The sequence below is a fragment of the Paraburkholderia monticola genome (assembly GCF_001580545.1).
Lineage (GTDB): Bacteria > Pseudomonadota > Gammaproteobacteria > Burkholderiales > Burkholderiaceae > Paraburkholderia > Paraburkholderia monticola.
Window position 1 is genome coordinate 52,632 of record NZ_LRBG01000012.1, and the last position, 24,272, is coordinate 76,903.

Genomic DNA, 24,272 nt, shown 5'->3' on the forward strand with positions numbered 1-24,272 from the left:
GGTGGCTTACGGCTGCCCCGCTGTTTTCCTCTTTTTGGCCATTGGCTCGACTCAATGCCGCTCACGCCGCCGAGCTCCCGCGACGAGTTCGACCGGGCGAACCGGGATGGCCGTCGCCTTCGGACTGGGCGCGACTGCAAGACGAGGTGAACGGCTATCTGATCAGACCGGAGTCACCGCTGACCGTCTGTCGCGATTCTTCCGACGACGCCAGCTGCCTCGCGCTCTTTCGTGAGCTCAAGAATCCGTACTTCATCGGCGACAGTCCCGTTCTGACCCAAACCTGCGAGTGGGTGGGCGCCTGGAAAGCCGAACCCAGCGCCTACGTCGTTGCCGCGAGAAAGGTCGAGCATGTCGCCGCGGCCGTCAACTTCGCTCGCGAACGCAATCTTCGCCTCGTCATACGCGGCGGAGGGCATTCCTATCTCGGCACCTCGAACGCACCGGATTCCCTGATGATCTGGACGCGCGCCATGAACGACATCACGAATCATGACGCATTCGTTCCGAGCGGCTGCGAGGGTGTCGTTGCACCCGCACCCGCAGTCAGCGTGGGGGCAGGCGCGATCTGGATGCATACCTACGAAGCCGTTACCGGAGGTGCGGGCCGATATGTGCAAGGCGGCGGTTGCGGAACAGTCGGCGTCGCCGGACTGATTCAAGGCGGAGGTTATGGAACGCACTCCAAACAATTCGGCATTGCATCGGCTTCACTGCTCGAAGCGGAGGTGGTCACGGCGGACGGCGTGATCAGGGTTGTCAACGCCCGCAATGAACCCGATCTTTTCTGGGCCTTGAAAGGCGGGGGCGCAGGCACCTTCGGCGTGGTCAGCCGTCTGACTTTGCGTACGCACGAACTACCCGCTGTGTTTGGCCTTGTATTCGCCACGATCGAAGCGCGCTCGGCGCTCGCCTACAAGCGGTTGCTGGGCCGTTTCGTCGGCTTTTACGCTGAAGGCCTATGCAATCGACACTGGGGTGAACTCGTGACGCTGCTGCCCGACAATCGCGTGCGCATCGCCATGAGCTTTCAGGGACTCACGAGAGACGCGGTCGCAACGCTCTGGAAGCCGTTCTGGGACTGGGTGGCATTGCAGGACGACATGATCTTGACGGCGGCACCGTCGATCATCGCCGGTCCGGGGAGGATGCGTTGGGACGGCAGGGCGCTCGCGCGGTACGTGCCCGGGTCGGTCCTGTTCGACGATCGACCCGGTGCGCCCGATGCCAATTTCTTCTGGGCGGCCAATCTTGCCGAGGCCGGTCATGTCATCCACGGCTTCGAGTCGCTGTGGTTGCCCGCATCATTGCTGGCGAAGCCGCGCCAACCCGAACTCGTCGATGCGCTGATGGGCGCGACCCGCCATTGGCTCGTCGAACTGCATTTCCAGAAAGGGCTCGCCGGCGCCCCTGCCGAAGTGATCGCCGCCGGCTTGCAAACGCCCGTCAATCCGGTCGTGGCGGAGTCCTTCGCGTTGGCGATTGTCGCGAGCGAAGGGCCGCCGGCATTCGACGGACTGAGGGGCCACGAGCCGGACGTTGTGAAGGCAAAACGCGACGCCACGCTGATCGGTCTGGCGATGAACGAACTGAGGAAGATTGCCCCGGCAGACGGTGCCTACGTCGCTGAGAGCAGCTATTTTAAGAACGACTGGCAAGCCGCGTATTGGGGTGCCAACTATGCGCGTTTGCTGTCGATCAAACAGCGTTACGACCCGCAGGGTGTTTTCTTCGTGCGCCACGGTGTCGGCTCGGAAGACTGGAGCGACGACGGCTTCACCCGCCTGGCCGATGCCGGCTTGCGGAACCCATGAGGTCCCGCCGCCGGTTCGAGAACATCAGAAGTAGTGCCGCAGCCCAACCCGGGTCACGAACTGTTTATCGGTCGACGATGGCCCCATCGTGGCAATCGATGCGACCGTGCCCGTTGCTCCGCCCGCTTTCTGTCCAGCGAGTTCGAGATAGACATCGGTCCGCTTCGACAACAGATGGTCGGCAGCCAGGTTCAGCGAATACCAGTGCGAATCCTCCAGCTTGTCGTAAGACACCTTGGCGGAAAGCGCGACATCGGGGATCGGCCGATAGTCGCCGCCGACGTGCACGACCTGGTCGGTGGCCGAATGGCCGTTCAGCTTCAGCTGGGTGTTCGTATAGATTGCCGACGCGCGCCAGTTGCCGAACGCGTACATGCCCGCGGCACCGAGAATGCGCTGATTGTCGACCACCAGCACCGTCGCGGGCGTGAGCCGCTGGCCCAACAGATCGGGCGCACCCGTGAGGCCTGCGTACACCGGTGCCTTGTTGATGTCGGTCAGCACGATCGCCCCCGAAAACGGTCCGTAGCTATATTGAACATTGCCGCTATACGCCCGCCCGATATTGGTCGACGACGTTCCCGCGTTCTGACCAAACGAATACATCGTGCCGAACGTCAATCCGCCGAAACTCGCGCTGTTGAATTGCACAGCGTTATTCAGGCGCTCACCCGAGGTGCGGTCGAGGTCCGCGTTCTGGAACAGCATGATGCCGGTATTGAGGAACGGTGCCATGTACCGTTCCAATTGCAGCGTGTAGTCATACTGACGACCGAGCAACACATCGCCGACGCTCGACTTGCCGAGGCCGACGTAGGCCTGCTTGCCGAAGATCAGGCCTTGACTCATGGCGCCCGTGTTCAGCGAGAAGCCGTTCTCGAGTTTGAAGACCGAACGCCAGCCGCCGCCAAGATCTTCGGTGCCGGTGAAACCAAGCGCATTGGCCTTGTTGATGCCGTCCTGCATCTTGACCACCGAGTGCCCGCCGACGTTATTGATGTAGCTGATGCCGTTGTCGACGCTACCGTAGATCGTGACTGACGATTGGGCGTAGGCGCCGACGCCGATGGACTGCAGCATCAACATGGCGGCGATGTGGTGTCTCTTCATTTTATTTTCCTGGCAACGTTCGAGAATTCAAAAAAACAGCTTCCCCCGGCGGGCGATCGGCCCGCTGGTTTTCCTCGTGGGGTTGGGATGTCTGTGCGGCCGGCGGGTCAGGCGTCGATATCGCGGTTCCGCGTTTCCGGCAGCAGGCTCATGGCGACGAGGCTGATCACGCTGGTGGCCACCACGTAATAAGCGGGGGCGAGGGCGCTATGGGTCACGGCGATGATCCACGTGACGGCAAGCTGGGTAGTACCGCCGAAGATCGCTGTTCCCACGCCATACGTGATGGCGATGCCGGTACTGCGGAAGCGCGCGGGCATCAGTTCCGGGATGGCGACCAGCCCCGCGGCGGCACTCGCCGCGGTCAGCGAGGCGAGCACGGCCGTTGCGGCCAGCAGGCTTGCCGCGCTGGGCGCCGTGCTGAGCCACCAGAACATCGGCACGATCAGCACGGCCAGCGCGACTCGCGGCACGATCATCGCGACCTTGCGCCCCCATGCATCGCAAATGACCCCGCCGACCAGCCCGAACACGAAGGTCAGCGCGCCACCGATCAGCACGCTCATCTGCGCCAGCGTGGGGGGCAACTTCAAGACCTGAATCGCGAAGGTCGTCATGTAGTTGCCGACCTGCGACGAAACGGCACCGGCCAGCAGAACCACTGTGCCGAGCACGACATAGCGCAGGTTGCCGGACAGGCGGCTGCCGTCGTTTCGCTCGGCCTCTGGCTCACGCGTCTCATCGAGCGTTTCCGGAATATTGCGGCGAATGTAGGTCGCCACAGGAACGAGCAACAGGCTGAACAGGAACGGAATCCGCCATCCCCAGCTCGCGAGCTGTGACGTGGTGAGCAGCAGCGAAACGGTGACGCCGATCGTGCCGCCGACAGTCACGGCGATCCCCTGGCTCGCCAGCTGCCAGCTCGTGTAGAGACCCCTGCGATGAGCGGGCGCAGCTTCGACGAGCAACGCGGTCGACGGGCCGACCTCACCGCCGAGCGCGAAACCCTGCACGAGGCGGCAGATCACGACGATGACCGGCGCGGCTGCACCGATGATCGAGTAGGCCGGAGTCGCGGCGAGACCCAGGGTGCCGATCGTGATCAGCACGACCGTGAGGATCATCGCGGGCTTGCGTCCCGCCCGATCCGCGAAGCGGCCGATCAGGACAGCGCCCAGCGGACGCATCAGAAAGCCGACGCCGAACGTGGCCATCGATGCCAGCAGGCTGCCGAACTCTCCGCCCGCAGGAAAGAACGCGCGGCCGATATACACGGCGAAAAAAGCGTAGATGACGAAGTCATAGAATTCGAGCGCATTGCCGGCGACGGCTCCGGCGACCGCTGTGCGGCTGATCGCGGGGCGCGTCTGGCGCACGCTGCTGCCATCCTGAAGGCAGGCGTCGAGTGCACTTGAAGTGGTCATTTCTTGGGTCTCCTTATGGGTGCCCTTGTTCGCGTCGCGACATCGCGACTGGCTGCAAGGGACGACTACTGGGCACCGCTTCTTCGCAGGCCATTGAGCGACTGCAGATACACCTCGCGTCCCTGGATCCAGACGGCAAGTTTCCAGTCGTCGCCTGATGGGTAGAACGCGCGCTTGAATGCGGCCTTGATCGAATCGTGCTTCGGCGTGTCCTGGCAGCCATAGCGGTGCAGCCAGTGCTCGGATCGCATCGCGAGAATGACGTCCTCTAGAGGATAGGTGCCGAATTCGAGGCACACATTCGTCTGCGTGGCGTGCGGCAGTTCCTGTGCGAGCGCCGTCTGGATGGGGCCGGTCAGCGCGATGCTGGTCGACGTTCCGGTGCTCACGCGGGTCAGGTTGTCGCCCCACCACTGTCGCGAGCGCAGCAGCGTGGCGCAATCGTCGGGCGCCGCGAAAATGCGCTCGCCCACGCCGTACGGGCCAAGACCGGTGTGAATGTCGATGGAGCCGATATGGCGGCTGGCCGCCCCGTATTTGCGCAAGATCGACCGGAACGTCGTGTTGCTCCAGGTCGGCACGACGCCGCCGAAATGCAGCCCGTCCGCGAACGCGTACTGCCCCAGCGCGACTGCGCGCTGGAAGCCACGCGCGCCGACGCGCTGCTGGAACGCGTTCAGACGCGCTTCGGTTTCAGGGCGCGGCGGCCACTCGGGTGGCAACAGCAGATCGTGGATTTCCGCGTAGTCGCGGTTCTCGGGAAGCGGCGCGGAAAAATCGACGAAATTGCGGTTCAGGTCGACGTTTTCGTGCGTGGCCCGGCGGTTATGCGAAAAGCCATACGGATTGACGGCGTGGATGTGCAGCACGGCCGTGTCGTCGGCGTCGCCTGCCGCCACGTTCGGACCGAGTTCGAGCAGGCCGGTCTGGATCGCGGAGCCGCAATAACCTTCGACGCCATGGCATCCACTGATGACGATCAGCAAGTTCGATGCTCCGGCGGGTCCGTCGAGCACCACGTCGGTTGCGAGCGTCTCGCCATCGGCGCCACGTAACGGTAGTTCGTACGAGTCGACACTCAGCGCGCGACGGGCCGCCGCGGCGAGGAATTTCTCACGCGCCTCGGCATAGCTGTCGCTAAAGAGCGGGTTGAATTGGGTGTGTGTCACGGTTAGATAGAGCGAGTCAGATGTGATGGCGGGATTGCAGGCGCTGCTGTTGGCGAAGCCGGCAGGCATCGCCAAAGGCGCTGAAGATTGCCCGCGCAAACGGACTGTCGGAGACCCGCATCTCGGGGTGCCACTGCACCCCCAGCGTGAACTGCGGCGCCGCTTCGACCGAGATGGCTTCGATCAGGCCATCCGGCGCCGTCGCCTCGACGGTGAGGCCGCGGCCCAATCTGTCGATACCCTGATGGTGCAACGAGTTGACCATCGCGTTGGTCTCGCCCGATAGCTTGGCGAGGCGGCCGCCGGGCACGATCTGGATCGCGTGGCGGTCCTCGTACCAACCCGTGAGCGGCCGGTCGTGATCGCCCTCGCGATGATCGAGGCGACCCGGCTGGTCATGGACCGCACGCTCCAGGCTGCCGCCAAACGCGACATTGAGTTCCTGGAAGCCGCGACAGATGCCGAGAAACGGCACGCCGGCGTCGACCATACTGGGCAACAGGCGCAAGGAGACCGCGTCGCGAGCCGGGTCGACGGTCGTCGAGGCCGGCAGCGGCGCCGCGCCGTAGCGCTCGGCCGCGACGTTGGAGGGGCTGCCGGTCAGCACGAAACCGTCGATCGTGTCGATCAGCGTGGCCGCGTCGATCCCTTCGTCATGAGCCGGCACGATCAGCGGGAGCACCTGCGCCACGTCCGCGAGGGCGCGCACGTAGCCGTCGAGCACCGCATGGGCGGCATGCTTCTGTCGTTCGAAGAGGTCGGCCACTACGGCGACGACCGGCCTGCGAGGAAGGGGATGAGTCATGTCGATTACACATTTCGGGATTGTCAGGCCCAGTCTAGTGAGCCTCAGTATTTGTGTAAATTGCATATAATTGTTGTTTGTCATGCATTCTTTGCAAGTGGTAGATCGCCATGAACACGAGACAGCTTCATCACTTCCTGGCGCTGTTGAGCGAGGGGACATTGAGTGCCGCCGCGCAAAGCGTTCACCTGAGCCAACCGGCGCTGTCGCGAAGCGTGCGGGCGTTGGAGGAGTCGCTGGGCGCGCCGTTGTTCGACCGGACCGATCGCCGGCTGCAACCCACTCCGTATGCGTTCACCTTCGCCGAACGGGCGAGGCGGATCGTCTTCGAAGAGAAAGAAGGTTTGCGGGCCATCGAGTTCATGCGCGCCGGCGGCGCGGGAACCCTGACGTTTGGAATGGGCTCGTCGCTCGCCGGCACGTTGCTCAAACCGATGTTGCTTCAGTCGCTGACCGCGTCGCCGCAGGTCAAGCTGCGCTCCGTCATCGAAACGTCGGACCAGTTGATGCGCTTGTTGCTCGAGGAAAAACTCGACTTCTTCATTGGCGACATCCGGGTTGCGGCATGTCATCCCGATGTCGCGATTGAACCGATCTACCGATGCCGGTTCGGCTGGTACGCGCGGATTGGTCATCCTCTGTCGGAGTTACCGGCGGTCACGCTGAGCGCCTTGAGGCAGTTTCCGTTGATTGCCACCGGTTATCTGGAAGAGACGCTCGCTCGTCGCTTCATGGAGCTGTACGGTCTGAGCGGCCCATTCGCCGATCACTTCGCGGTGATCGCCAGCGATCTTCCAACCGTCTATGACCTCGTGGCGTCGAGTGACGCGATCGTGACATCGACCGATTTTGCGATGCTTGGGGCCCTGCGAAACAACGAGATGCAAGCGCTCGATGTGACGCCGCAGCCGGACATGGAACTGACGCTCGGGATCGTCCGCCTCAAAGGACGAACGCTCATTCCCGCCGCTGAGCAAGCCTTTGCGATCGTGCGCGAGCGCCTCGGCGCCATTGTGTGAGCGAAGCTCGCGAACGCCGAGCGCTGCTAGCCGCTCGCCGACGCAAGCTCCGTCCGCTTGCTCTGCAGGAACCGGCGCACGGCCGGATCGCGCTCGAGGCCGATCGCCAGATCGTACGCGTCGAGTGCTTGCGCCCTGGCGCCGGCACGCGCGAGCAGATTGGCGCGCGCGGCCCAGTAGGGCTGGTAGTCGGCCAACCGCGGATCGTCCGCATAGGGCGCCAGCGCGTCGAGGGCCGCCTGTGGGCCGTCGCGTTCCGCCACAGCGAGCGCGCGGTTCACCGCGACCACCGGCGATGCTGCAATCGCGAGCAGCCCATCGTAGAGCTGCACGACCTCATCCCAGTTCGGGCGACGCGTGCGGCAGCGATGCACGTGCGCCGACTGCAGCGCGGCCTCGAGCTGAAAGCGTCCGATTGCGTTGAGCGCGTTCGCGCGCCGCAGCAGTGCGTTCGCCGCGTCGATCATCGGCGCGTTCCATGTCGCCGGGTCCTGAGCCGATAGCGGCACGTAGTCGCCGGCCGCATCGCGTCGCGCGTCTCGCCGCGCCTGCGCGAACAGCATCAGCGCGAGCAGACCCAGCGTCTCGGGTTCCTCGGGAAGCAATTCGACGAGCAATTGCGCGAGATACAGCGCCTCGCCGGCGAGCTCGCGCCTTTCGGTATCGCCGCCGACCGGGTCGGTCCAGCCTTCCGCGTACGTCGCATAGACCGCTTCGAGCACGGCGGCGAGCCGGCCAGGCAGCTCCTCGCGCTCGGGTACGCTGAACGGAATGCCCGCTTCGCGGATCTTGGTCTTCGCCCGCACGAGGCGTTTGCTCATCGCGGCGGGCGACATCAGGAACGCGGACGCGATCGTCTTCGCTTCCAGTCCCAACACGACTTGCAGCATCAGCGGGGTGCGAATCGCGGCTTCGAGCGCAGGGTGCGTGCACGCGAACAACAGCGCAAGCCGCCGGTCGGGCAGCGCGCCCGCTTCGTACTCGTCGATCTCGTCGGCGAGGATCACGAGCTGGTTCGTGACCTCGTCGCCGACCAGGCGATGGCGCGCGCCGTCGATCGCCCGACGCCGCGCCACCGTCATCAGCCACGCTTCCGGACTCGCGGGGCAGCCGTGCTGCGGCCAGTCCGCGAGCGCCGCCGCGAAGGCGTCGGCGAGCGCGTCCTCGGCCGCGGCGACGTCGCGCGTGCGCATCGCCAGCAGCGCGACGAGCTTGCCGTAGCTGCGGCGCGCGACCGCCTCGGCCATCGAACGCGCGCTGTCGTCACCGTCGCGCGCGCCGCCGGACGAACTCATGCAGAGGGCGCTTCGTACGGCGCGGTCCAGACCGGGCGCACCTCCATCACGCCGTGCGCCGCGCCGGGACAACGTGACGCCCACGCCATCGCCGCGTCCAGGTTGGGCACATCGATCAGGTAGTAGCCGGCGAGCTGCTCCTTCGAATCGGAGTAGGGTCCGTCGAGTACCTGCGGCTTGCCGTCGACGAGCCGCACCGTGGTGGCCGTGCTCGTATGCTGCAGCCGGTTCGCGCCCACCAGCGCGCCCGCTTTTTTCAACGATTCGGTGTATGCGTGATAGGCGGCGACGCCTTGCTGCCGCTCGCTGTCGGTCATCTTGTTCCAGCCGTTTTCTTCCGAGTAGATCATCAACAGGTATTCCATTTGAGCCTCCGTCATGGGGTTGAGGCGGATGAATTGCATCGGCCGCCATCACAATGACGCGCGGGCCGCTGGCTGACGGACAGGTGGCGTCAAAAAAAGCGCGGACCCGTTCGACGGTGTTTCGCAAGGCATTGTCGGGCGGGCGACGCGCGTTGTCGATGCGCAACCTCGTGCCGGCGCGCTACCCGCTAGAGACTGTCCGGGACGAAGGCCGGCCCGCGATCGGCTGTCAGGATCTCCGAAACGAACTCGATAAAGACGCGGGTCTTGCTCGGCAAGCGCCTGCCGGCAGCATGAACGGCATGGATGGGCAACGGCGCCGGCGCGAAATCGGCCAACACGCTAATGACCGCGCCGCTCGCGATTTCCGCTGCAAAGAGCCATGCGGGCGCCTGAACCAGGCCCATATGAGCGAGTACGGCAGCGCGAATCTGTTCCGCGTCGCCAGTGTGAAAATTGCCGGACGGCACATGCAAGCCCGGGCCGTCGGCGTTGTCGAAGCGCCAGGCTCGCGGCTCGCGTCTGGGCGCGAAGACGACGCAGATATGCCGGTCGAGATCCTGTGGTCGCTCAGGGCGCCCGTGCTTTTCGAAGTACTCGGGTGTGGCGACGACCACGACTGGACTCGCGGCCAGATGCCTCGCGATCATCGAAGAATCGGCAAGCGGCCCGCTTCTGATCGACAGGTCGAAGCCTTCCTCGATCAGATTGACTTTTCTCTCCGTGGCCGACAGATCCACCGACACATGGGGATACCTGGAGAAAAATGCCGGCAGGTGCGGCACGACATACAGCCGGCCAAAAACCGGCGCCACGGTGACCCGGATCAGACCGGCCGGGGATAGCTGGCCATGCCCGACGGACGACTCGAGCTCGTTGAAGTCTCCAACGATGCGCAAAGCCGCTTCATAGACCGATTGCCCAGTCTCGGTCAGCGTCATGCTGCGCGACGTGCGCCTGACCAGTTGAGCGCCGAGATGGCGTTCGAGCGACGCGATCTGCTTGCTGACCGCGGGCTGACCCACGCCGATTTCGCGCGCCGCGGCGGCGAAACTGCCGCCCTCGACGATGCGGATGAAGAGTTTGAGCGCGTCCAGCCGGTCCATCCTCGGTCTCCCGAAACTTCCAGAATGGAATGGATTGTATTCCGGCAAGCGTTCTTCTGGATGCGATCTGGAATCGATATCGTCTAGCTCATCGACAACGTGCGCATGCACCGAAGGAGCCATGATGAGCGACGTACAGCAGACGAACCTGATCGAAACGCGGCACCCCTTGAACGAGGCCGACCGTGAGGCGGTGACATCGGTGCTCGACCGTACCCAGCGGCTGTTTGCGCAGTCCGCTGGAACCCTGCGCGAGGCGTACGACGCGATGACCGCACAGACACCCGTGGCGGATGGCGTCGACCTTGAGAGAGTCGAAGGCGCAGACGTAAAGGGTTGGTGGGTGAGGCCCGCCTCTGCGTTGCCCGACCGCGCGATCCTGTTTCTGCACGGCGGCGCGTTCGTCTTGGGGTCCGCTACGGGTTATCGCGGCTTCGCGAGCCAGATCGCTGTGCGCGCCGGCATCGACACCTTCGTTCTCGACTATCCGCTGGCGCCCGAGCATCCGTTTCCCGCGGCACACGACGCTGCGATTGACGCGCTGCGGTGGTTGTCCAAGTCAGGCCTTCGCGACATCGCGCTGGTTGGCGACTCGGCAGGCGCGAGCCTTGCGCTCGCGGCCTTGGGGGCGGACGGGGGGCGGTCGTTGAACGTCGCGTGTGTCGTCGCTTTCTCGCCGTGGGTCGATCTTGCGTTGACGGGGCCGTCGGCGCGCAATGAAGAGACGCGCGACCCGGTTCTGACCCGACCCATACTCACCGATGCCGCCGCCGCGTATCTTGGGGCCGCCGATCCCGCGGACCGGCGCGCGTCGCCGCTGTATGACGTCCCCGAGCATCTGCCGCCGATCGCAATTCAGGTCGGAACGGAAGAACTGCTGCTCGACGACGCGCTCCGCTACGCGAACGCCGCCGCGCAGCGTGGAAACGCGGTGCAGCTGGAGATCTACGAGGGACTCCATCATGTGTTCCAGCGATCCACGCGTGAGCTGGCAAGCGCGCGATACGCATTGGATCAGATCGCGGGGTTTATCTTGCGGTCCCGGAACTGAGCGGCTGGATCTGGTCGCGAAAGGCCTTAGCCGCCGATCAGCTTCAACCCCACCGGCAGCGATTCGCCGAACACACGACCTTCGTCGGCATCATCGAGCGCGACGACTTCGCTGACCATCGCGATCCACGCGCGCGGCGCATTGGTCGCTTCGAGGCGTCGCACGACGCTCGCGCGCAACGCGTCGGGCAGATCGCGCGAACGGTCGCCGGTCATGCGGGCGATCTGCACGGCCGCGAACGCGGCGGGGTCGACCTTTTTCCAATCGAGCGCGAGGATCGCGTCGAGCCACGGCGCGGCGACCTCGGGTGGCACGACGCTATGCGCGCTGCCGTAAAACGGCTGCCGTGCGCCGATCCGTCCGATCGCCCACCAGCTTTGATGGTTTTCCGCGGGCTTTTTCAGACGCGTGAGCACCGCCTCGCCGAGTTCGATCTTGCGTTCGGCCGGAATCCGTTCGAGCGAGGCGGCGAGGCGCACCATGTCGGCGAAGCCGGTCTTCGCGACGTCGAACGGCAGCTTGTGACGCGATTGCGCGGCCTTCTGCAAATAGTCCATCGCGTCGAGCACGCGCAGTTGCGCGTCTTCGCCAAGACCACCGGCCGCCCGACGCCACAGCGTCCACCATTCGGACCAGACCTGGCTGTCCGTCACGTACTGGATGCCGTCGTCGAACAGCGTCCACAGTTGCTCGACGCGCCATTCGTCGAGCGGATAGCCGAAGCCGGGCCGCACGCAATAGCCCGCCAGATTCAGCCACAGCCGCTCGTGATCGGCCGAGCGGCGCCGGCGGCGCGCGCGCTCCCATAGCGCGCCGAACAGTTCGCGCAGCAGCGCGCTGTTCCAGCTATCGCGCGGGCCGAGCAGATGTTCGAGCTGCGCGCGCAGCCGTTTGATTTCCTTCGGATCGACCTTTTGCGCGCGGGAGCCAAAACAGCGGTCGATCAGTTCGAGCGCGCGATCGAGCGCAGGATGGCGCTGCTGCGCGCCAGCGGCGGCCAGATTCACGTGCGCGTCTTCGCCGCGCAACTGGAATTCGAGCAGCCAGCGTTGCGACGGATCGTCGAGCTCGATGCAATGCACGTCGAGCGTGCCGACTTCGGTCAGCGACGTCGCGATGCGCACCGCAGTTTCGCGCGCGGCGGGGTGGCCGTCGCGCGGCTGCACGATCGTCGCGATCGGCGGCAGGCGCACGAAATCGCCGCGCGTGAGATCGACCAGTTCGCCAGGCTGATACGCCGTGTCCGAGCTCGATGACACCAGATGAAACCGCACCGGATGCCCGAGCCGCAGCGCGAACGTGCGCTCGGCGATCAGGATTTCGTGACCTTCCTCGGTGCCGCGCGGCAGCACGCAGATGCCGCGTTGCGCCGGAGCCGCGTCCGGCTCGGCCTCGTCTTTGCCGCCGGGCGTTTCGTCGAGCACCAGAAAATAGCTGCGCGGCGAACCGCCGCCGATCTTCGGGGCGAAGCCCGCGCGCGCGAGCGTATAGGCGACCGCGCCGCGCGCGACCGCGACGTCGGGGTTGTCGTTGTGCAGTACGTTCAGTGGTGCGCCGCGCCAGTCGCCCAGCGTGTCGGCGAGACGCCGCGACAGCGCGTCGGCGCGAAACACGCCGCCGTTCAGCAGGAGCGTGTCGGGAACGGGCAGGGTGGCCGTGGCGGGTGTGTCGTTCGCGCTGGCATCCGTGCCCAGCGCCTTGCGCGATTGCGCGGCGAAGCGTTCGAGAAACGCCGCGATATGCCGCGTGACCGCCGCATCGGTTGCGTACGGCAGGCCGAATTCGACGATCGCGCCGCGCGGGCGTCCCGGCCGCTCATGCGCGGCCACGCGCGGAAAGAAACCATCGACGATGATCTTCTCGACCTCGTCGCGCGTGACCTGCGCGCTGCGCGCGCCGCCGATCAGCTTCGAGCCCGCGCCGAGCAGCGTGACCGATGCCGATTCGGGCGCCTGTGCGCCAAGCAGTTGTTCCTTCGCGACCCGGCACCGTTCGACCAGCTGCGACAGGCTCGCCGCCGACAGCCGCTGCGGCGCCTCGCCACCGGCACCCGCATCGCCCAACAAGCGCGGCTCGGCCAGATGCGCGAGCGCGAGGTCCATGTTGTCGCCGCCGAGCATCAGGTGATTGCCGACGCCGACGCGTGTGAGAAGCGGCTCGCCGTCATCGCTGAGGCCGACTTCGATCAGCGTCAGATCGGTCGTGCCGCCGCCGACGTCGCAGATCAGCACGAGCCGGGTTGCGGCCAGCTCGTCGGCAAGCTTGTCGCGATGCTGGAACAGCCAGTCGTAGAACGCGGCTTGCGGCTCCTCGAGCAACCGCAGCGACGGCAGCCCGGCCAGGCGCGCGGCTTCGACGGTCAACGCGCGCGCGCCTTCGTCGAACGAGGCGGGGACGGTTAGCACCACGTCCTGCTGTTCGAGCGGTGCCTTCGGGAACTGCTGGTTCCACGCGGCGCGCACGTGCGCGAGGTAGCTCGCGCTCGCCTCGACCGGCGAGATCTTGCGGACGTCGTCCGACGCGCCCCACGGCAGGATCGGCGCGACGCGATCGACCGAGCCATGCGACAGCCAGCTTTTCGCGCTCGCGACGAGCCGCCCCGGCACCTGAGCGCCGAGCAGCCGCGCAAGCCGGCCGACCACGACCGGTTGCGCCGCGTCCTTGCCTTGCGCCGTGCTAGTACCTGCGTTTGCGCCTGCGCCGGACCACGGCAGTTGCAGATCCGCTGCGCTCAGCTCGCCATCGGCCGCCTGATAGCGCACCGACGGCAACAGCGGCCGCGCGGCAACCTCGCCGGGGCTCACCAGCTGCTCGATCTCGAACACGCGGATCTGCTGCGATCCGGCTTCCGCATACGCGAGCACCGTGTTGCTGGTGCCGAGATCGATGCCGACGCTGTACCGCTTCATCTCAGTCATGCATTCGCGTTGCCGCGCACGTCGAATTCGACCTTCCAGCGTTCGTCGGAGCCGCGCGGAATCGCTTCGAGTTCGAGCGTGCCCGCTTCGGTCACGCGCGCGTGCAGCTTGACCGGCACGACTTCACCGGCGGTGCGGCCGGCCGCGGGCAGCGTCGCCTGAATTTCCTCGAGCTCCTGCAGCTCCTCGGGGCCCCAGTAGTCGAGCAGCGTGCCGACCTGATCCTGACGACGCACCGATGAGCCGAAGAAACGGAAATGCACCGGTTCGCCGACGACCAGCCCGAACTCCTGCGCGGGCAGCTCGGCGTCGGTGCCTTCTTCCATGCCGAACGGCGCGACGCACAGCGCCTGCACCGGCGGTTCGAGCCCGGGCACGGCCGGCATCGCCGATTCGATCGCGATGTAGTAGGCGCGCGCGGTGCCGCCGCGAATCCGCACGCCACGGCCGCGTCGCACGTAGCCGTAGTAGGCCGCGCCGCGCGCGACCGCCAGATCGAGGTCCGCGCCTTCGAGCAGGCGCGCGGGGGCCGCGCCTTCGGCCGCGAGCCAGCCGTTCAGCGTGCCCATGATGCGCTCGACCAGCAGTTCCGACTTGAACACGCCGCCGTTGAACAGCACCGCGGTCGGATGCAGGAAGCTCGCGTTTTGCGCGACATGCTCGCGCAGTCCTTCGAGTTCGGTGAGCGCGCCGACCTGACGGCCGAGGAACGCCGCCAGATGCCGCGTGATGCCGGCGTCCTGCGCATACGGCAGACCGAGCTGCGTCAGACCCACGCGCGCGCGGCTCACCGGACGCGCGGCGCTGTCGACCTGCGGGAAGAAGCCGTCGAGGATCGTCTGTGTGAGTTCGGCCCGCGTCAGCTCGGTGCGGATCGAGCCGCCGATCAGCTTCGAGCCGCGACTCGGCACGACGAGCGGCACGGTGTCGGTGGCGGAGTCGGACAGCAGCGTCTCCTTCGCCGCGCGGCACGCGTAGGTGAGCGCGCGCAGCTGCCACGCGTCGGCCTGGGTGCCTTGCGCCGCGAGCTTGCGCGCGACCACGTGCGCGAGCGCGAGGTCCATGTTGTCGCCGCCGAGCAGGATGTGATCGCCGACCGCGACGCGATGCAGTTCGAGATTGCCGTCGCGCTCGATCACCGCGATCAGCGACAGGTCGGTCGTGCCGCCGCCCACGTCGACGACGAGGATGATGTCGCCGACCTTGACCTGCTTGCGCCACTGGCCGCCGCTCTTCTGGATCCAGCTATAGAGCGCCGCCTGCGGCTCTTCGAGCAACGTCATACGCGTGAAGCCGGCGACCTCGGCCGCTTCGGCGGTCAGCTCGCGCGCGGCGGGGTCGAACGAGGCGGGGATCGTCACGGTGACGTCCTGCTCGCCGAACGGCGCATCCGGATGCACGTGGTCCCATGCTTCGCGCAGGTGCGTCAGATAGCGCACCGAGCTTTCGAGCGGCGACACGCGCGCGACTTCGGGCGGCGCGTCGTTCGGCAGAATGCCCGCGCGTCGGTCGACGCCGGGATGGCACAGCCAGCTTTTCGCGCTCGACACGAGCCGGATCGGCGTGCCGGCGCCGCGGTTGCGCGCGAATTCGCCGACCGCGAATTCGCGCTGGCCGGTCCACGGCAGGTAGAGATCGCCGGAAGCCAGTTCGTCGGGGTGGGGCAGGTACAGGAACGACGGCAACAGCGGCAGATTGTCGATTGCGCCGGGGCCCGTGAGCTGCGCGATCGGCAGCACGTCCTGGGTGGTTTTCTCGCCGTCGCTCGCGTGCGTGTCCACGTAGGACAGCGCGCAGTGAGTGGTGCCGAGATCGATGCCGATCGAATAGCGTGCGTCGCTCATAGCTCCACCTCCGCCGGTGCGATCACTTTCGCGTTATGGCCGTCCGCGAGCTTCGGCAGACGCACGTCGTCGACGCGCCAGCCGCGATGGCTGATGCTGCCGTTAAACGGCGCGCTGCCGACCACATTGCCGGTCAGACGCACCGAGCTCGCGTCGAAGCCTGCGGGCAGCGTCACGCGGCTGCCTTCGGCTTCGTCGCGTACCGGGCGGATCGTGAAATGCTCGCGCAGCGTCGCGCGGCAGCCTTCGTGCACGAGGCGCGCGGCCGCGCCGATGTCGGCGTCGCTATAGCCCTTGATGTCTTCCTCGACGAAATCGATGAAGCGCGCATCGCGCTGCAGCAGGCCGAGCAGTTGCAGCGCGGCGTCGGGGGTGGCCTCCTTCAGCACCGGCGCGGGTTGCGGCTTCGGTTGTGGAGCGGGGGCGGGTGCCGGCGCCGTGGGCGCTGGGGCTGCGCCGACTTTTTCGCCGTTACGCAGGCGCAGCACGTCGGCGGCGAACTCGCCATTGCCGAGAATGCTGAAAAACGTGCCCACGGCCAGGGAAATCCGGCCGAGGAAGGATGGGTTCGAATCGCTCATAAAGGCTCCTGATCTGCTCTGTTAGGGACGAGCGGTCCTTGCCGCGCGCGTGCGCCGGGCAGCGAAGCCGACGGGACGGGCGGGGCGGTGGTGTTGCGGGTCGGCGCGCGGCCGGGGCGCGGCCGGGGCGTCTACCCGGGCCAATGCCAGCGCCGAGCCGCTCGACGGCGACGCTCGAGGACGCAAGCGCGACCCGGTGCGGCCACGCGTGCGGCGCGCGCAAAACCCGTATTTTGCCTTGCGGCGCGCCCGGACGCGGACAAAGCCGGCAATTCTAGCGGGCAATGGGGTGGGATTGGCGGGGACTTGGGGGCGGAGGGCGGCCGATGAAGGCCGGGATGGTGAGCCGAGCGGCTCCTGGCCGTGAGTCGGGGGAAAGTGACGGGAAGAGGCCGGAGTGCGGCGCGTTGGCCGGTATGTGGCTCTTCCCGTTTGGCTTTGCCGCATACGCGATCAAGCGCAGGGCGGCCGCGTTATGACTTCTTCGGATCCTTCGATGCCGACTTCGCCACTGGCGCCGGCGCGGGCCGCGCCGGGGCGGCCGCGCGCATGTCGGCTCGCGGCGGCTGACCGTGCGCGGCCATCGCGGGCGCGGGGCCACCCGGACGCCCGAGCGGCGGATGTGCGCCGCCTGGCCGCTCGCCGCCGAACGCATGATCCGGCAGACGACCGTCGTGGCTCGCCATCACGTGATGCAGTTCCTCACGACGATGAAAAACCTCCGCCCGATGATCGCCATGCGCATAGAACTGACGATGCCGGACGCCGTCCGGGCCGACGGCCCAGATATACGTATCGCCACCGACGATCACGACATCGCGGTCGACCACGTTGGCGACGTACACATCGGTCGGCATCGGTTGATAGACGGGCTCGACGACGACCGGTACCGGAGGCGGCGGCGTCAGCGCGCTCACGATCACTTCGTTCACCTTGTCCGGGTCGATGACGAGTTGGCCTTGCGAGTTGGTGGCGCAGCCCGCAAGAAAGGACGCGCACGCGGCCGACGCCAGCAGCGCCTTGGTGATGGTTTTCAACTTCATTCCCCAGTTTGTATTGATTATTTGTCGAACGACGTTTTATTAACGGACGGTCTTTTGGGTTCTTGATATGCGAATCAAAGATTAGGGAATTGTGACGTTTACGTTGTATTACAGGCGGGTAATGGGATTTGAATTGCAAATGGCGTGGATTTATGCAATTCGAATAAACAAATTCCCGCCAATGCGCACGCTATTCAAACGGAAATGGCAGGGACAACTGAAGCCAATGCACGATTGCACATGGCCTTGTTGTCTGATTTCATTGAAAAAAATAACTGGAGTCACGCACGAAATCGCGGCGAATTTGACACGCCTGATCCGCGTTTAATTGCCGCCGGCATTGCCTTCCTTCGACTTCGCGCCGCCCCCACATCCGATTCCGACTAACGGTCTCGGTATGCTTCGCGTCGTTCCCGGTGTGCAGGCAAACTTTGGTCGTATCGAGTAAAACGTGATCGCCTTCGGCGCAGTTCAGGCGCCACGAAAGGCGTTCGTCTGAGAAGAAAACAGTGTCCGCTCTGTTGCGGACGGAACGCGAAACCCTATCACACAGTCGGCTGTGCGGGGCGCAAAACAGGCGAGCGCGCTCAAGCTTCGACCCAGCGTCGGTCGATCGGCATACAGTAGAGAGATGCCGCGCGCTCGCGGCCCGCTATAGGGCCCGTTATAGTCGCCCTCTATGGCTGGCATTGCCGGATTCGAATTCTATTGAACTTTGTGCTGGCCTATATTCGAATAGGAGTGGCGTGCCGGCCGGAGTCACCTGTCATGTAGAACCGGTCGCGTTCCCCCCGACCTTGATTTCGACTCGTTGAATCGCAGCAACGGTCATCAACGCCTCTGAGTGCACTGCTGAGTCATTCGGCTGGCTGGCGGGTTTTCCGGATCGTCAAATTGCCACGGAAGCCTGACAGCATGACGAACGCATAACAAGTACCTTGCATGGGATTGGAGAGAGTGCAACGGCACCGACTCCGATCGACAACGGAGACATCCTCCAAAGGAGAGAACGCATGTCAAGCGAAGCAAAGTGCCCGTTCATCCACACCGCCGGCGGCGGGACAACCAACCGAGACTGGTGGCCGAAGCAGTTGCGCCTCGACCTGCTAAACCAGCATTCGAACCGCTCCAACCCGCTAGACAAGGACTTCAACTATGCCGAGGCATTCAAGAGCCTCGACTACGACGCGCTCAAGAAAGACCTCGCTGCGCTGATGACCGATTCGCAGCCCTGGTGGCCCGCCGACTTCGGTCACTATGGCCCGCTGTTCATCCGTATGGCATGGCATGCCGCCGGCACGTACCGCATCGGCGACGGCCGTGGCGGCGCAGGGCGCGGCCAGCAGCGGTTCGCGCCGCTCAATAGCTGGCCGGACAACGTGAGCCTCGACAAGGCGCGCCGGCTGCTATGGCCGATCAAGCAGAAATACGGCCAGAAAATTTCGTGGGCCGACCTGCTGGTCCTGACCGGTAACGTCGCGCTCGAAACGATGGGCTTCAAGACGTTCGGTTTCGGCGCTGGCCGCGAGGACACGTGGGAACCGGATCAGGACGTCTACTGGGGCAATGAAAAGACCTGGCTCGGTGGCGACGTGCGCTATGGCAAGGGCGCGGCCGGCAAGGAAGACGACGAAGGCGTGATCGTCGCCGACCCGGAACTGCACGGTGAGGAGGAGAGCCGCACCGATTCGCCCGGGCGCAACCTCGAAAATCCGCTCGGCGCGGTGCAGATGGGCCTGATCTACGTGAACCCCGAAGGCCCGGACGGCAACCCCGATCCGCTCGCCGCGGCGGTCGACATCCGCGAAACCTTCGCCCGCATGGCCATGAACGACGAGGAAACCGTCGCGCTGATCGCCGGTGGCCACACGTTCGGCAAGACGCACGGCGCGGGTCCGGCCGATAACGTCGGACCGGAGCCGGAAGGTGCGGGGCTCGAAGCCCAGGGGCTCGGCTGGCGCAACAGCTTCGGCACCGGCAGGGGCGGCGACACGATCACGAGCGGTATCGAAGTCACGTGGTCCGCGACGCCGACGCAGTGGGGCATGGGCTTCTTCCAGAACCTGTTCGGTCACGAGTGGGAACTGACGAAGAGCCCGGCGGGCGCCAACCAGTGGGTCGCGAAAGGCGCGCAGCCGACGATCCCGCACGCGCATGATCCGTCGAAAAAACTGCTGCCGACGATGCTGACGACCGACCTGTCGCTGCGCCTCGATCCGGTCTATGAAAAGATCTCGCGGCGCTTCATGGCCAACCCCGACGAGTTCGCCGACGCCTTCGCGCGTGCGTGGTTCAAGTTGACGCACCGCGACATGGGTCCGCGTGCCCGCTATCTGGGCCCGGAAGTGCCGAGCGAGCAACTGCTGTGGCAGGACCCGATTCCGGCCGTCGATCATCCGCTCGTCGACGACAAGGATGTCGCCGCGCTCAAGCAGAAGGTCCTCGCGTCCGGGCTGTCGGTGTCGCAACTGGTGACGACCGCGTGGGCGTCGGCTTCGACGTTCCGTGGCTCCGACAAGCGCGGCGGCGCCAACGGCGCGCGCATCCGGCTCGCGCCGCAGAAGGACTGGGACGTGAACCAGCCCGCCGAGCTCGCGAAGGTGCTGAAGGTGCTCGAAGGCATCCAGAGCGAGTTCAACGGTGGGGCGGGCGGCAAGAAGATTTCGCTCGCCGACCTGATCGTGCTGGCAGGCGGCGCCGCCATCGAGCAGGCCGCGAAGAACGCCGGTCAGCAGATCACGGTGCCGTTTTCGCCGGGTCGCATGGATGCGTCGCAGGATCAGACCGACGTCGAATCGGTCGGGATGCTCGAGCCGGTCCACGACGGCTTCCGCAACTATCTGAAGGGCAAGTTCCCGGTGGTGGCCGAGAAGCTGCTGATCGACAAGGCGCAACTGCTGACGTTGACGGCGCCGGAGATGACGGTGCTGATCGGCGGCCTGCGCGTGCTGAAGGTAGGCGCGGGCAGCGACTCGCACGGTGTCCTGACCGACAAGCCGGAAACGCTCACCAACGACTTCTTCCGCAATCTGCTCGACATGGGCACGGAATGGACGCCGATCTCGCCCGCCGCGGAAACGTTCGAAGGCTGCGACTCGAAGACTGGCGCGGTCAAGTGGACGGGTACGCGCGTCGACCTGGTGTTCGGCTCGAACTCGGTGCTGCGCGCCTTGGGCGAGGTCTACGCGAGCCAGGATGGCAAGGAGAAGTTCACACGCGACTTCGTAGCCGCGTGGGTCAAGGTGATGAACCTGGATCGCTTCGAGCTGGCTTGAGTGAAGCCGATGCGGCGAGCGATCAGCTTTTGCTCGCCGCGGATCGTTTCGTTTTAAGGCTCGTTTTGCAACGCGCGGTGCGATCGTCGGGAAACCGGGGATCGCACCGTTTCTTTATGCGCGTGAATCGCGTGAATCGTCGGCCTGTTCGGGTCAAGCCGTCTTCAACACCACCCTGAAGCGCGCATGACCGCTCATCATGCGGTCGAAGGCTTTTGCCGCGTCGGCGAGCGGATATTCCTCGATCATCGGCTTCACGCCGCTTAGCGCGCTGAATGCGAGCGTGTCCTGCGAATCGGCCGAGGTGCCCGAGGGCCAGCCTTGCACCGAGTTGCGTCCCATGATGAATGGCGTGATCGGCACTTCGACCGGTTCTTCGGAAACGCCGACCATCACGAGCTTGCCGTTCAGGCCGAGACCGCCGAGCACAGCGCTCATCGCCTTGCCGCTCGTCACCGTGGCGAGGATCAGCTTCGCGCCGCCGAGTGCCTGCAGCGCCTCGGCGACGTTTTCCGTTTTGCTGTCGATGTAATGATGCGCGCCCAGTTGCTGCGCGAGCGGGGCCTTGTCCTGACCGCGTGCGATCGCCACCGTGCGAAAGCCCATCTTGCGCGCGAACTGCACGCCGAGATGCCCGAGGCCGCCGATACCGAGAATCGCGACCACGTCGCCGGCGCGCGCGCCGCTGTTGCGTATCGCGTTGAAGGTCGTGATGCCCGCGCAGAGCAGCGGCGCGGCATCGACGTCGGACAGATCGTCGGGAATGCGCGCCAACGCTTCGACCGGGGCCACCATGTATTCGGCGTAGCCGCCGTCGTAGCTGATGCCGGGGATCAGCGCGAACTTGCACAGCACGAAGTCGCCACGGCGGCAGTGTTCGCATTTGCCGCAATGCCCGCCGTGCCAGCCGACCCCGACACGCTGCCCCGCTTGCCAGCCCTCGACACCCGCGCCGAGCGCATCGATCACGCCCGCGATCTCGTGCCCGGGCACACGCGGATAGGAGAGGCCGGGCCACAGACCTTCCTTGGTCATCACATCGCTATGGCAGATGCCGCAAGCCTGAATCCTGATGCGCACATGACCCGCACCCGGTTCGGGCACGTCGCGCTCGACCAGTTCGAGTGGGCCGCCGGCCTGTTTCACTTCGACTGCTTTCATTCGGGGCATGATGTTCTTCCTTTCCAGTGATGAACGGGACAAGAGGGGAACAAACCCGAACATGATAGTCCGCGCCCAATGTGCTCGCCAGAAGGAAGCGTTATCCGACGGCAAATGAGCCTGGACGAAGGTTTTGAGGCAGCGGAAGCTCAAAATCATCCATCGCCCATTTCCTGTCCCTGTAGTTGCCGGCAAGCTTGGCAGTCCTTCAACAGCTACAGAGGAATCTGGAATGTCGTATCAGCAGGATTCGGGCAGCGTGCGAGTGGTGCTCAGTGCGCCGCAACTGGCGGCGGTACTGACCCGTCAGTCGATCAGCCCCACGGAGATGCTTTCCAACCGGCTATGGGGCGGGTTGCAACTGGTCGGCGGTCTGTTGGAAATGGTCGGAGCCGGGGCGCTGTGTGTGATGCCAGAACCGACGATGGCGAGCAAGGCCGGGTGTATCGTCTTCGGCGCACACGCCTCTGACACGGCCGCGGCGGGTCTGCGTCAGGTCTGGACGGGACAGGATACAGCCACGCTGACCCAGCAGGGCACGACGAAGCTCGCCAAGGCGATGAATGCCGATCCTCACATAGCAGAGCGAGCCATTTCCGAAGTAATGCAGAAAAATTCAACGAAAATAAGCTGTTGGTCGAAGTCTGCCAGAGGAGGCGGGAAGCTCGTTCTTGTTGATGACGTCGCCGGGGAGATTGGCTATGGCGTTGTCCGAGAAACAAATCACAAGATTTCCTTGAATAAGATAAGGATGATCTTGAAGTGTGAATCATACAACGGCATGCCGTATTATGTTCTCACGGCTTATTTGATTAAATAGCGGAAGTTGCTGAAATGAATGTCATAGCAGAAATTCTTGCAGAACGATCCCCCTGCGACCTTAGGGCGTCTGTTGTTATTGACTATTCGAATAATTTGTCAATAGCCCTTCAAAAATTTGGGTTGAAACCTGATGCAAACGAGCTATCAGAGCGGGACAGGGATGGAGCAATATCTATCCTGACAAATTTGCTATGGAAAGGTCAAGCATATGACTGCGAATGCATGCCGGAAGAACGGGCCCGATTTTTTGCCAAAAAAATTATTGAAGAAAATGAGTGTGAAAATAGTCGTTATTTCTCAAATGGAAGCTTGGTCATACAGGGTTCATGGTATCCGTTCACCGATTCGACTTTTGACTCAGGAATCGTGATATCGAATGGGGATGGCCGATATTTTTGTATCTGGTTTGAGGACGAGGATTAAACCAGGAGTCCATCTTTCAGATCGTCATGATCGGCGCGCTCCCGTCTCGGACGTTTTTTGCCGTCCGGTGCGTGCATGCATGGCGATGTTCGCATTTCCTCCGCGGCGTTTGCACTTCTGGTTGCTTACGTGTTCGCACGCTCCGCCGCCAAGGCAAGCCAGTGGTGGGTCGCGTGAAATGCGCTACCGGGTGCGAAAAGCTTTGTGAGGTATTGGCTGGCGATATTCGTGAGCTTTCGCGTCCGCATTTCTAATATTCGCGGGAAGGCCTCGCGCCGCCAATCTACCGCTTTTCCAGCCTCTGGCGGCACCCGCGCAGCACTCCATTCACGCGCGGCCGTCTGCGTCAGTGCTGCGGGCGATGACATCCGATGTAATTGGCGGGCTGCGGGCCCTCCACTAATCTCCAACTACCGCGTCGTCGATCCGATGCCGCACACGTCAAGGAGATACCATCATGTCCACCTATCCCGTTCACACGATCGAATCCGCTCCCGAGCAATCGAAACCCGTGCTCCAGAAACTGCAACAGGCGTTCGGCGTGATTCCGAACATCGCCGCCAAGATGGCCGCTTCGCCGGTGCTGATCAACGGCTTCATCGGTCTGTTCGAACGCGTGCATGCGAGCAGTCTGACGGAGCCGCAAATCCAGACGCTGCTGCTCACCAACGCCGTCACGAACGCCAGCGAATGGGCGGTCGCGTTTCATACCGCGCTCGGCTTGCAGGCGGGCTTGCCTCATGCCGATGTCGAGTCGATCCGCCACGGCGGCGTGCCCGGCGACGCGAAGTTGGCGGCGCTGTCGACGCTCGCGCGCACGCTGATCGAACAGCGCGGGCACCTCACCGGCGAGGATCGGCAACGCTTCCTCGCGGCAGGCTTCAGCGCGGAGCAGGTGCTCGAGGTGGTGGCGGTAGTCGCCGCTTCGACGATCACGAACTACACCGGAAGCGTGACCGAGCCGCCGCTCGAAGCCCAGTTCGAGGAATTCGCGTGGCATGCGCCCGCGCGCCGAAGCGCATCTGTTCAGCCGTCCTGACGAAGGAA

20 protein-coding genes are annotated in these 24,272 nt (G+C 64.7%); 8 read left to right on the forward strand and 12 right to left on the reverse strand.

Going from position 1 to position 24,272, the window contains the following annotated elements:
* The first annotated feature begins 146 nt into the window (after positions 1-146).
* Positions 147-1,814 carry an FAD-binding oxidoreductase gene (locus tag CI15_RS14945; protein ID WP_241495843.1) on the forward strand — a complete coding sequence of 556 codons (1,668 nt, stop codon included), beginning with the start codon at positions 147-149 and terminating at the stop codon, positions 1,812-1,814.
* Between the two features lie 24 nt (positions 1,815-1,838).
* Here CI15_RS14945 and CI15_RS14950 read toward each other — a convergent pair whose 3' ends face one another.
* From CI15_RS14950 to CI15_RS14965, 4 genes are all read right to left on the reverse strand, one after another.
* Positions 1,839-2,924, reverse strand: a complete 1,086-nt coding sequence (locus CI15_RS14950; protein ID WP_062129066.1) for a porin — start codon at positions 2,922-2,924, stop codon at positions 1,839-1,841.
* 107 nt (positions 2,925-3,031) lie between these two features.
* Positions 3,032-4,348, reverse strand: coding sequence for an MFS transporter (locus CI15_RS14955; RefSeq protein ID WP_062129068.1), 1,317 nt, complete (start codon positions 4,346-4,348; stop codon positions 3,032-3,034).
* Between the two features lie 65 nt (positions 4,349-4,413).
* Entirely contained in the window at positions 4,414-5,517 is a 1,104-nt protein-coding gene (locus tag CI15_RS14960) for a M14 family metallopeptidase (protein ID WP_241495844.1), read from the reverse strand.
* A gap of 16 nt (positions 5,518-5,533) precedes the next feature.
* Positions 5,534-6,322: a gamma-glutamyl-gamma-aminobutyrate hydrolase family protein gene (locus CI15_RS14965; protein ID WP_062129070.1), complete on the reverse strand. Its 789-nt coding sequence runs from the start codon at positions 6,320-6,322 to the stop codon at positions 5,534-5,536.
* A 110-nt stretch (positions 6,323-6,432) separates the two neighbouring features.
* On the opposite strand from CI15_RS14965, the gene CI15_RS14970 reads away from it, so the two are divergent.
* Positions 6,433-7,341 (forward strand): LysR family transcriptional regulator, encoded by a 909-nt coding sequence (locus CI15_RS14970; protein WP_062129072.1) that lies wholly within the window; start codon positions 6,433-6,435, stop codon positions 7,339-7,341.
* A gap of 26 nt (positions 7,342-7,367) precedes the next feature.
* On the opposite strand, the gene CI15_RS14975 is transcribed toward CI15_RS14970, so the two are convergent.
* The 3 genes from CI15_RS14975 to CI15_RS14985 form a co-directional block, all read right to left on the reverse strand.
* On the reverse strand, positions 7,368-8,636 hold the full coding sequence (locus CI15_RS14975; RefSeq protein ID WP_062129074.1) for an RNA polymerase sigma factor: 1,269 nt from the start codon (positions 8,634-8,636) through the stop codon (positions 7,368-7,370).
* Positions 8,633-9,001 (reverse strand): YciI family protein, encoded by a 369-nt coding sequence (locus tag CI15_RS14980; protein ID WP_062129075.1) that lies wholly within the window; start codon positions 8,999-9,001, stop codon positions 8,633-8,635. The genes CI15_RS14975 and CI15_RS14980 overlap by 4 nt, the downstream gene beginning before the upstream one ends.
* Positions 9,002-9,189: 188 nt before the next feature.
* Complete coding sequence (locus tag CI15_RS14985; protein ID WP_062129077.1) at positions 9,190-10,107, reverse strand: LysR family transcriptional regulator; 918 nt, start codon at positions 10,105-10,107, stop codon at positions 9,190-9,192.
* A 121-nt stretch (positions 10,108-10,228) separates the two neighbouring features.
* Between CI15_RS14985 and CI15_RS14990 the strand changes: the two genes are divergently transcribed.
* A complete protein-coding gene (locus tag CI15_RS14990; RefSeq protein WP_062129079.1) occupies positions 10,229-11,158 on the forward strand; it encodes an alpha/beta hydrolase fold domain-containing protein in 930 nt (309 codons plus the stop codon).
* A gap of 26 nt (positions 11,159-11,184) precedes the next feature.
* Here the strand turns inward: CI15_RS14990 and CI15_RS14995 are convergent, their stop codons facing one another.
* The 4 genes from CI15_RS14995 to CI15_RS15010 form a co-directional block, all read right to left on the reverse strand.
* The gene (locus CI15_RS14995) at positions 11,185-14,076 is read right to left on the reverse strand and encodes an Hsp70 family protein (RefSeq protein ID WP_174543231.1); all 2,892 of its coding nucleotides are present in this window, start codon (positions 14,074-14,076) and stop codon (positions 11,185-11,187) included.
* Positions 14,073-15,920, reverse strand: a complete 1,848-nt coding sequence (locus tag CI15_RS15000; RefSeq protein WP_062129080.1) for an Hsp70 family protein — start codon at positions 15,918-15,920, stop codon at positions 14,073-14,075. Before CI15_RS15000 ends, CI15_RS14995 begins: the two co-directional genes overlap by 4 nt.
* Positions 15,917-16,501: a DUF2760 domain-containing protein gene (locus CI15_RS15005; protein ID WP_062129082.1), complete on the reverse strand. Its 585-nt coding sequence runs from the start codon at positions 16,499-16,501 to the stop codon at positions 15,917-15,919. The genes CI15_RS15000 and CI15_RS15005 overlap by 4 nt, the downstream gene beginning before the upstream one ends.
* Positions 16,502-16,974: 473 nt before the next feature.
* Entirely contained in the window at positions 16,975-17,544 is a 570-nt protein-coding gene (locus CI15_RS15010; protein WP_062129084.1) for a hypothetical protein, read from the reverse strand.
* Between the two features lie 144 nt (positions 17,545-17,688).
* Here CI15_RS15010 and CI15_RS36510 point away from each other — a divergent pair, with 144 nt between their 5' ends.
* Both CI15_RS36510 and katG read left to right on the forward strand, forming a co-directional pair.
* Entirely contained in the window at positions 17,689-17,931 is a 243-nt protein-coding gene (locus tag CI15_RS36510) for a hypothetical protein (protein ID WP_153041114.1), read from the forward strand.
* A gap of 626 nt (positions 17,932-18,557) precedes the next feature.
* Positions 18,558-20,819 (forward strand): catalase/peroxidase HPI, encoded by a 2,262-nt coding sequence (gene katG, locus CI15_RS15015; RefSeq protein WP_062129086.1) that lies wholly within the window; start codon positions 18,558-18,560, stop codon positions 20,817-20,819.
* 153 nt (positions 20,820-20,972) lie between these two features.
* Here katG and CI15_RS15020 read toward each other — a convergent pair whose 3' ends face one another.
* On the reverse strand, positions 20,973-21,989 hold the full coding sequence (locus CI15_RS15020; RefSeq protein WP_062129088.1) for an alcohol dehydrogenase: 1,017 nt from the start codon (positions 21,987-21,989) through the stop codon (positions 20,973-20,975).
* Between the two features lie 223 nt (positions 21,990-22,212).
* Between CI15_RS15020 and CI15_RS15025 the strand changes: the two genes are divergently transcribed.
* The 3 genes from CI15_RS15025 (at position 22,213) to CI15_RS15030 (ending at position 24,264) form a co-directional block, all read left to right on the forward strand.
* Positions 22,213-22,800 carry an RNase A-like domain-containing protein gene (locus tag CI15_RS15025; RefSeq protein ID WP_062129089.1) on the forward strand — a complete coding sequence of 196 codons (588 nt, stop codon included), beginning with the start codon at positions 22,213-22,215 and terminating at the stop codon, positions 22,798-22,800.
* A gap of 14 nt (positions 22,801-22,814) precedes the next feature.
* Complete coding sequence (locus CI15_RS36515) at positions 22,815-23,225, forward strand: hypothetical protein (protein ID WP_153041115.1); 411 nt, start codon at positions 22,815-22,817, stop codon at positions 23,223-23,225.
* A gap of 457 nt (positions 23,226-23,682) precedes the next feature.
* Positions 23,683-24,264, forward strand: a complete 582-nt coding sequence (locus CI15_RS15030; RefSeq protein ID WP_062129091.1) for a carboxymuconolactone decarboxylase family protein — start codon at positions 23,683-23,685, stop codon at positions 24,262-24,264.
* Positions 24,265-24,272: the final 8 nt, after the last annotated feature.

Excerpts from the sequence above, each read along its gene's own strand:
- CI15_RS14950 (WP_062129066.1), bottom strand. The coding sequence starts at position 2,924 with ATGAAGAGACACCACATCGCCGCCATGTTGATGCTGCAGTCCATCGGC.
- CI15_RS14955 (WP_062129068.1), bottom strand. The coding sequence starts at position 4,348 with ATGACCACTTCAAGTGCACTCGACGCCTGCCTTCAGGATGGCAGCAGC.
- CI15_RS14965 (WP_062129070.1), bottom strand. The coding sequence starts at position 6,322 with ATGACTCATCCCCTTCCTCGCAGGCCGGTCGTCGCCGTAGTGGCCGAC.
- CI15_RS14970 (WP_062129072.1), top strand. The coding sequence starts at position 6,433 with ATGAACACGAGACAGCTTCATCACTTCCTGGCGCTGTTGAGCGAGGGG.
- CI15_RS14975 (WP_062129074.1), bottom strand. The coding sequence starts at position 8,636 with ATGAGTTCGTCCGGCGGCGCGCGCGACGGTGACGACAGCGCGCGTTCG.
- CI15_RS14980 (WP_062129075.1), bottom strand. The coding sequence starts at position 9,001 with ATGGAATACCTGTTGATGATCTACTCGGAAGAAAACGGCTGGAACAAG.
- CI15_RS14985 (WP_062129077.1), bottom strand. The coding sequence starts at position 10,107 with ATGGACCGGCTGGACGCGCTCAAACTCTTCATCCGCATCGTCGAGGGC.
- CI15_RS14990 (WP_062129079.1), top strand. The coding sequence starts at position 10,229 with ATGATGAGCGACGTACAGCAGACGAACCTGATCGAAACGCGGCACCCC.
- CI15_RS14995 (WP_174543231.1), bottom strand. The coding sequence starts at position 14,076 with ATGACTGAGATGAAGCGGTACAGCGTCGGCATCGATCTCGGCACCAGC.
- CI15_RS15000 (WP_062129080.1), bottom strand. The coding sequence starts at position 15,920 with ATGAGCGACGCACGCTATTCGATCGGCATCGATCTCGGCACCACTCAC.
- CI15_RS15005 (WP_062129082.1), bottom strand. The coding sequence starts at position 16,501 with ATGAGCGATTCGAACCCATCCTTCCTCGGCCGGATTTCCCTGGCCGTG.
- CI15_RS15010 (WP_062129084.1), bottom strand. The coding sequence starts at position 17,544 with ATGAAGTTGAAAACCATCACCAAGGCGCTGCTGGCGTCGGCCGCGTGC.
- katG (WP_062129086.1), top strand. The coding sequence starts at position 18,558 with ATGTCAAGCGAAGCAAAGTGCCCGTTCATCCACACCGCCGGCGGCGGG.
- CI15_RS15020 (WP_062129088.1), bottom strand. The coding sequence starts at position 21,989 with ATGCCCCGAATGAAAGCAGTCGAAGTGAAACAGGCCGGCGGCCCACTC.
- CI15_RS15025 (WP_062129089.1), top strand. The coding sequence starts at position 22,213 with ATGTCGTATCAGCAGGATTCGGGCAGCGTGCGAGTGGTGCTCAGTGCG.
- CI15_RS36515 (WP_153041115.1), top strand. The coding sequence starts at position 22,815 with ATGAATGTCATAGCAGAAATTCTTGCAGAACGATCCCCCTGCGACCTT.
- CI15_RS15030 (WP_062129091.1), top strand. The coding sequence starts at position 23,683 with ATGTCCACCTATCCCGTTCACACGATCGAATCCGCTCCCGAGCAATCG.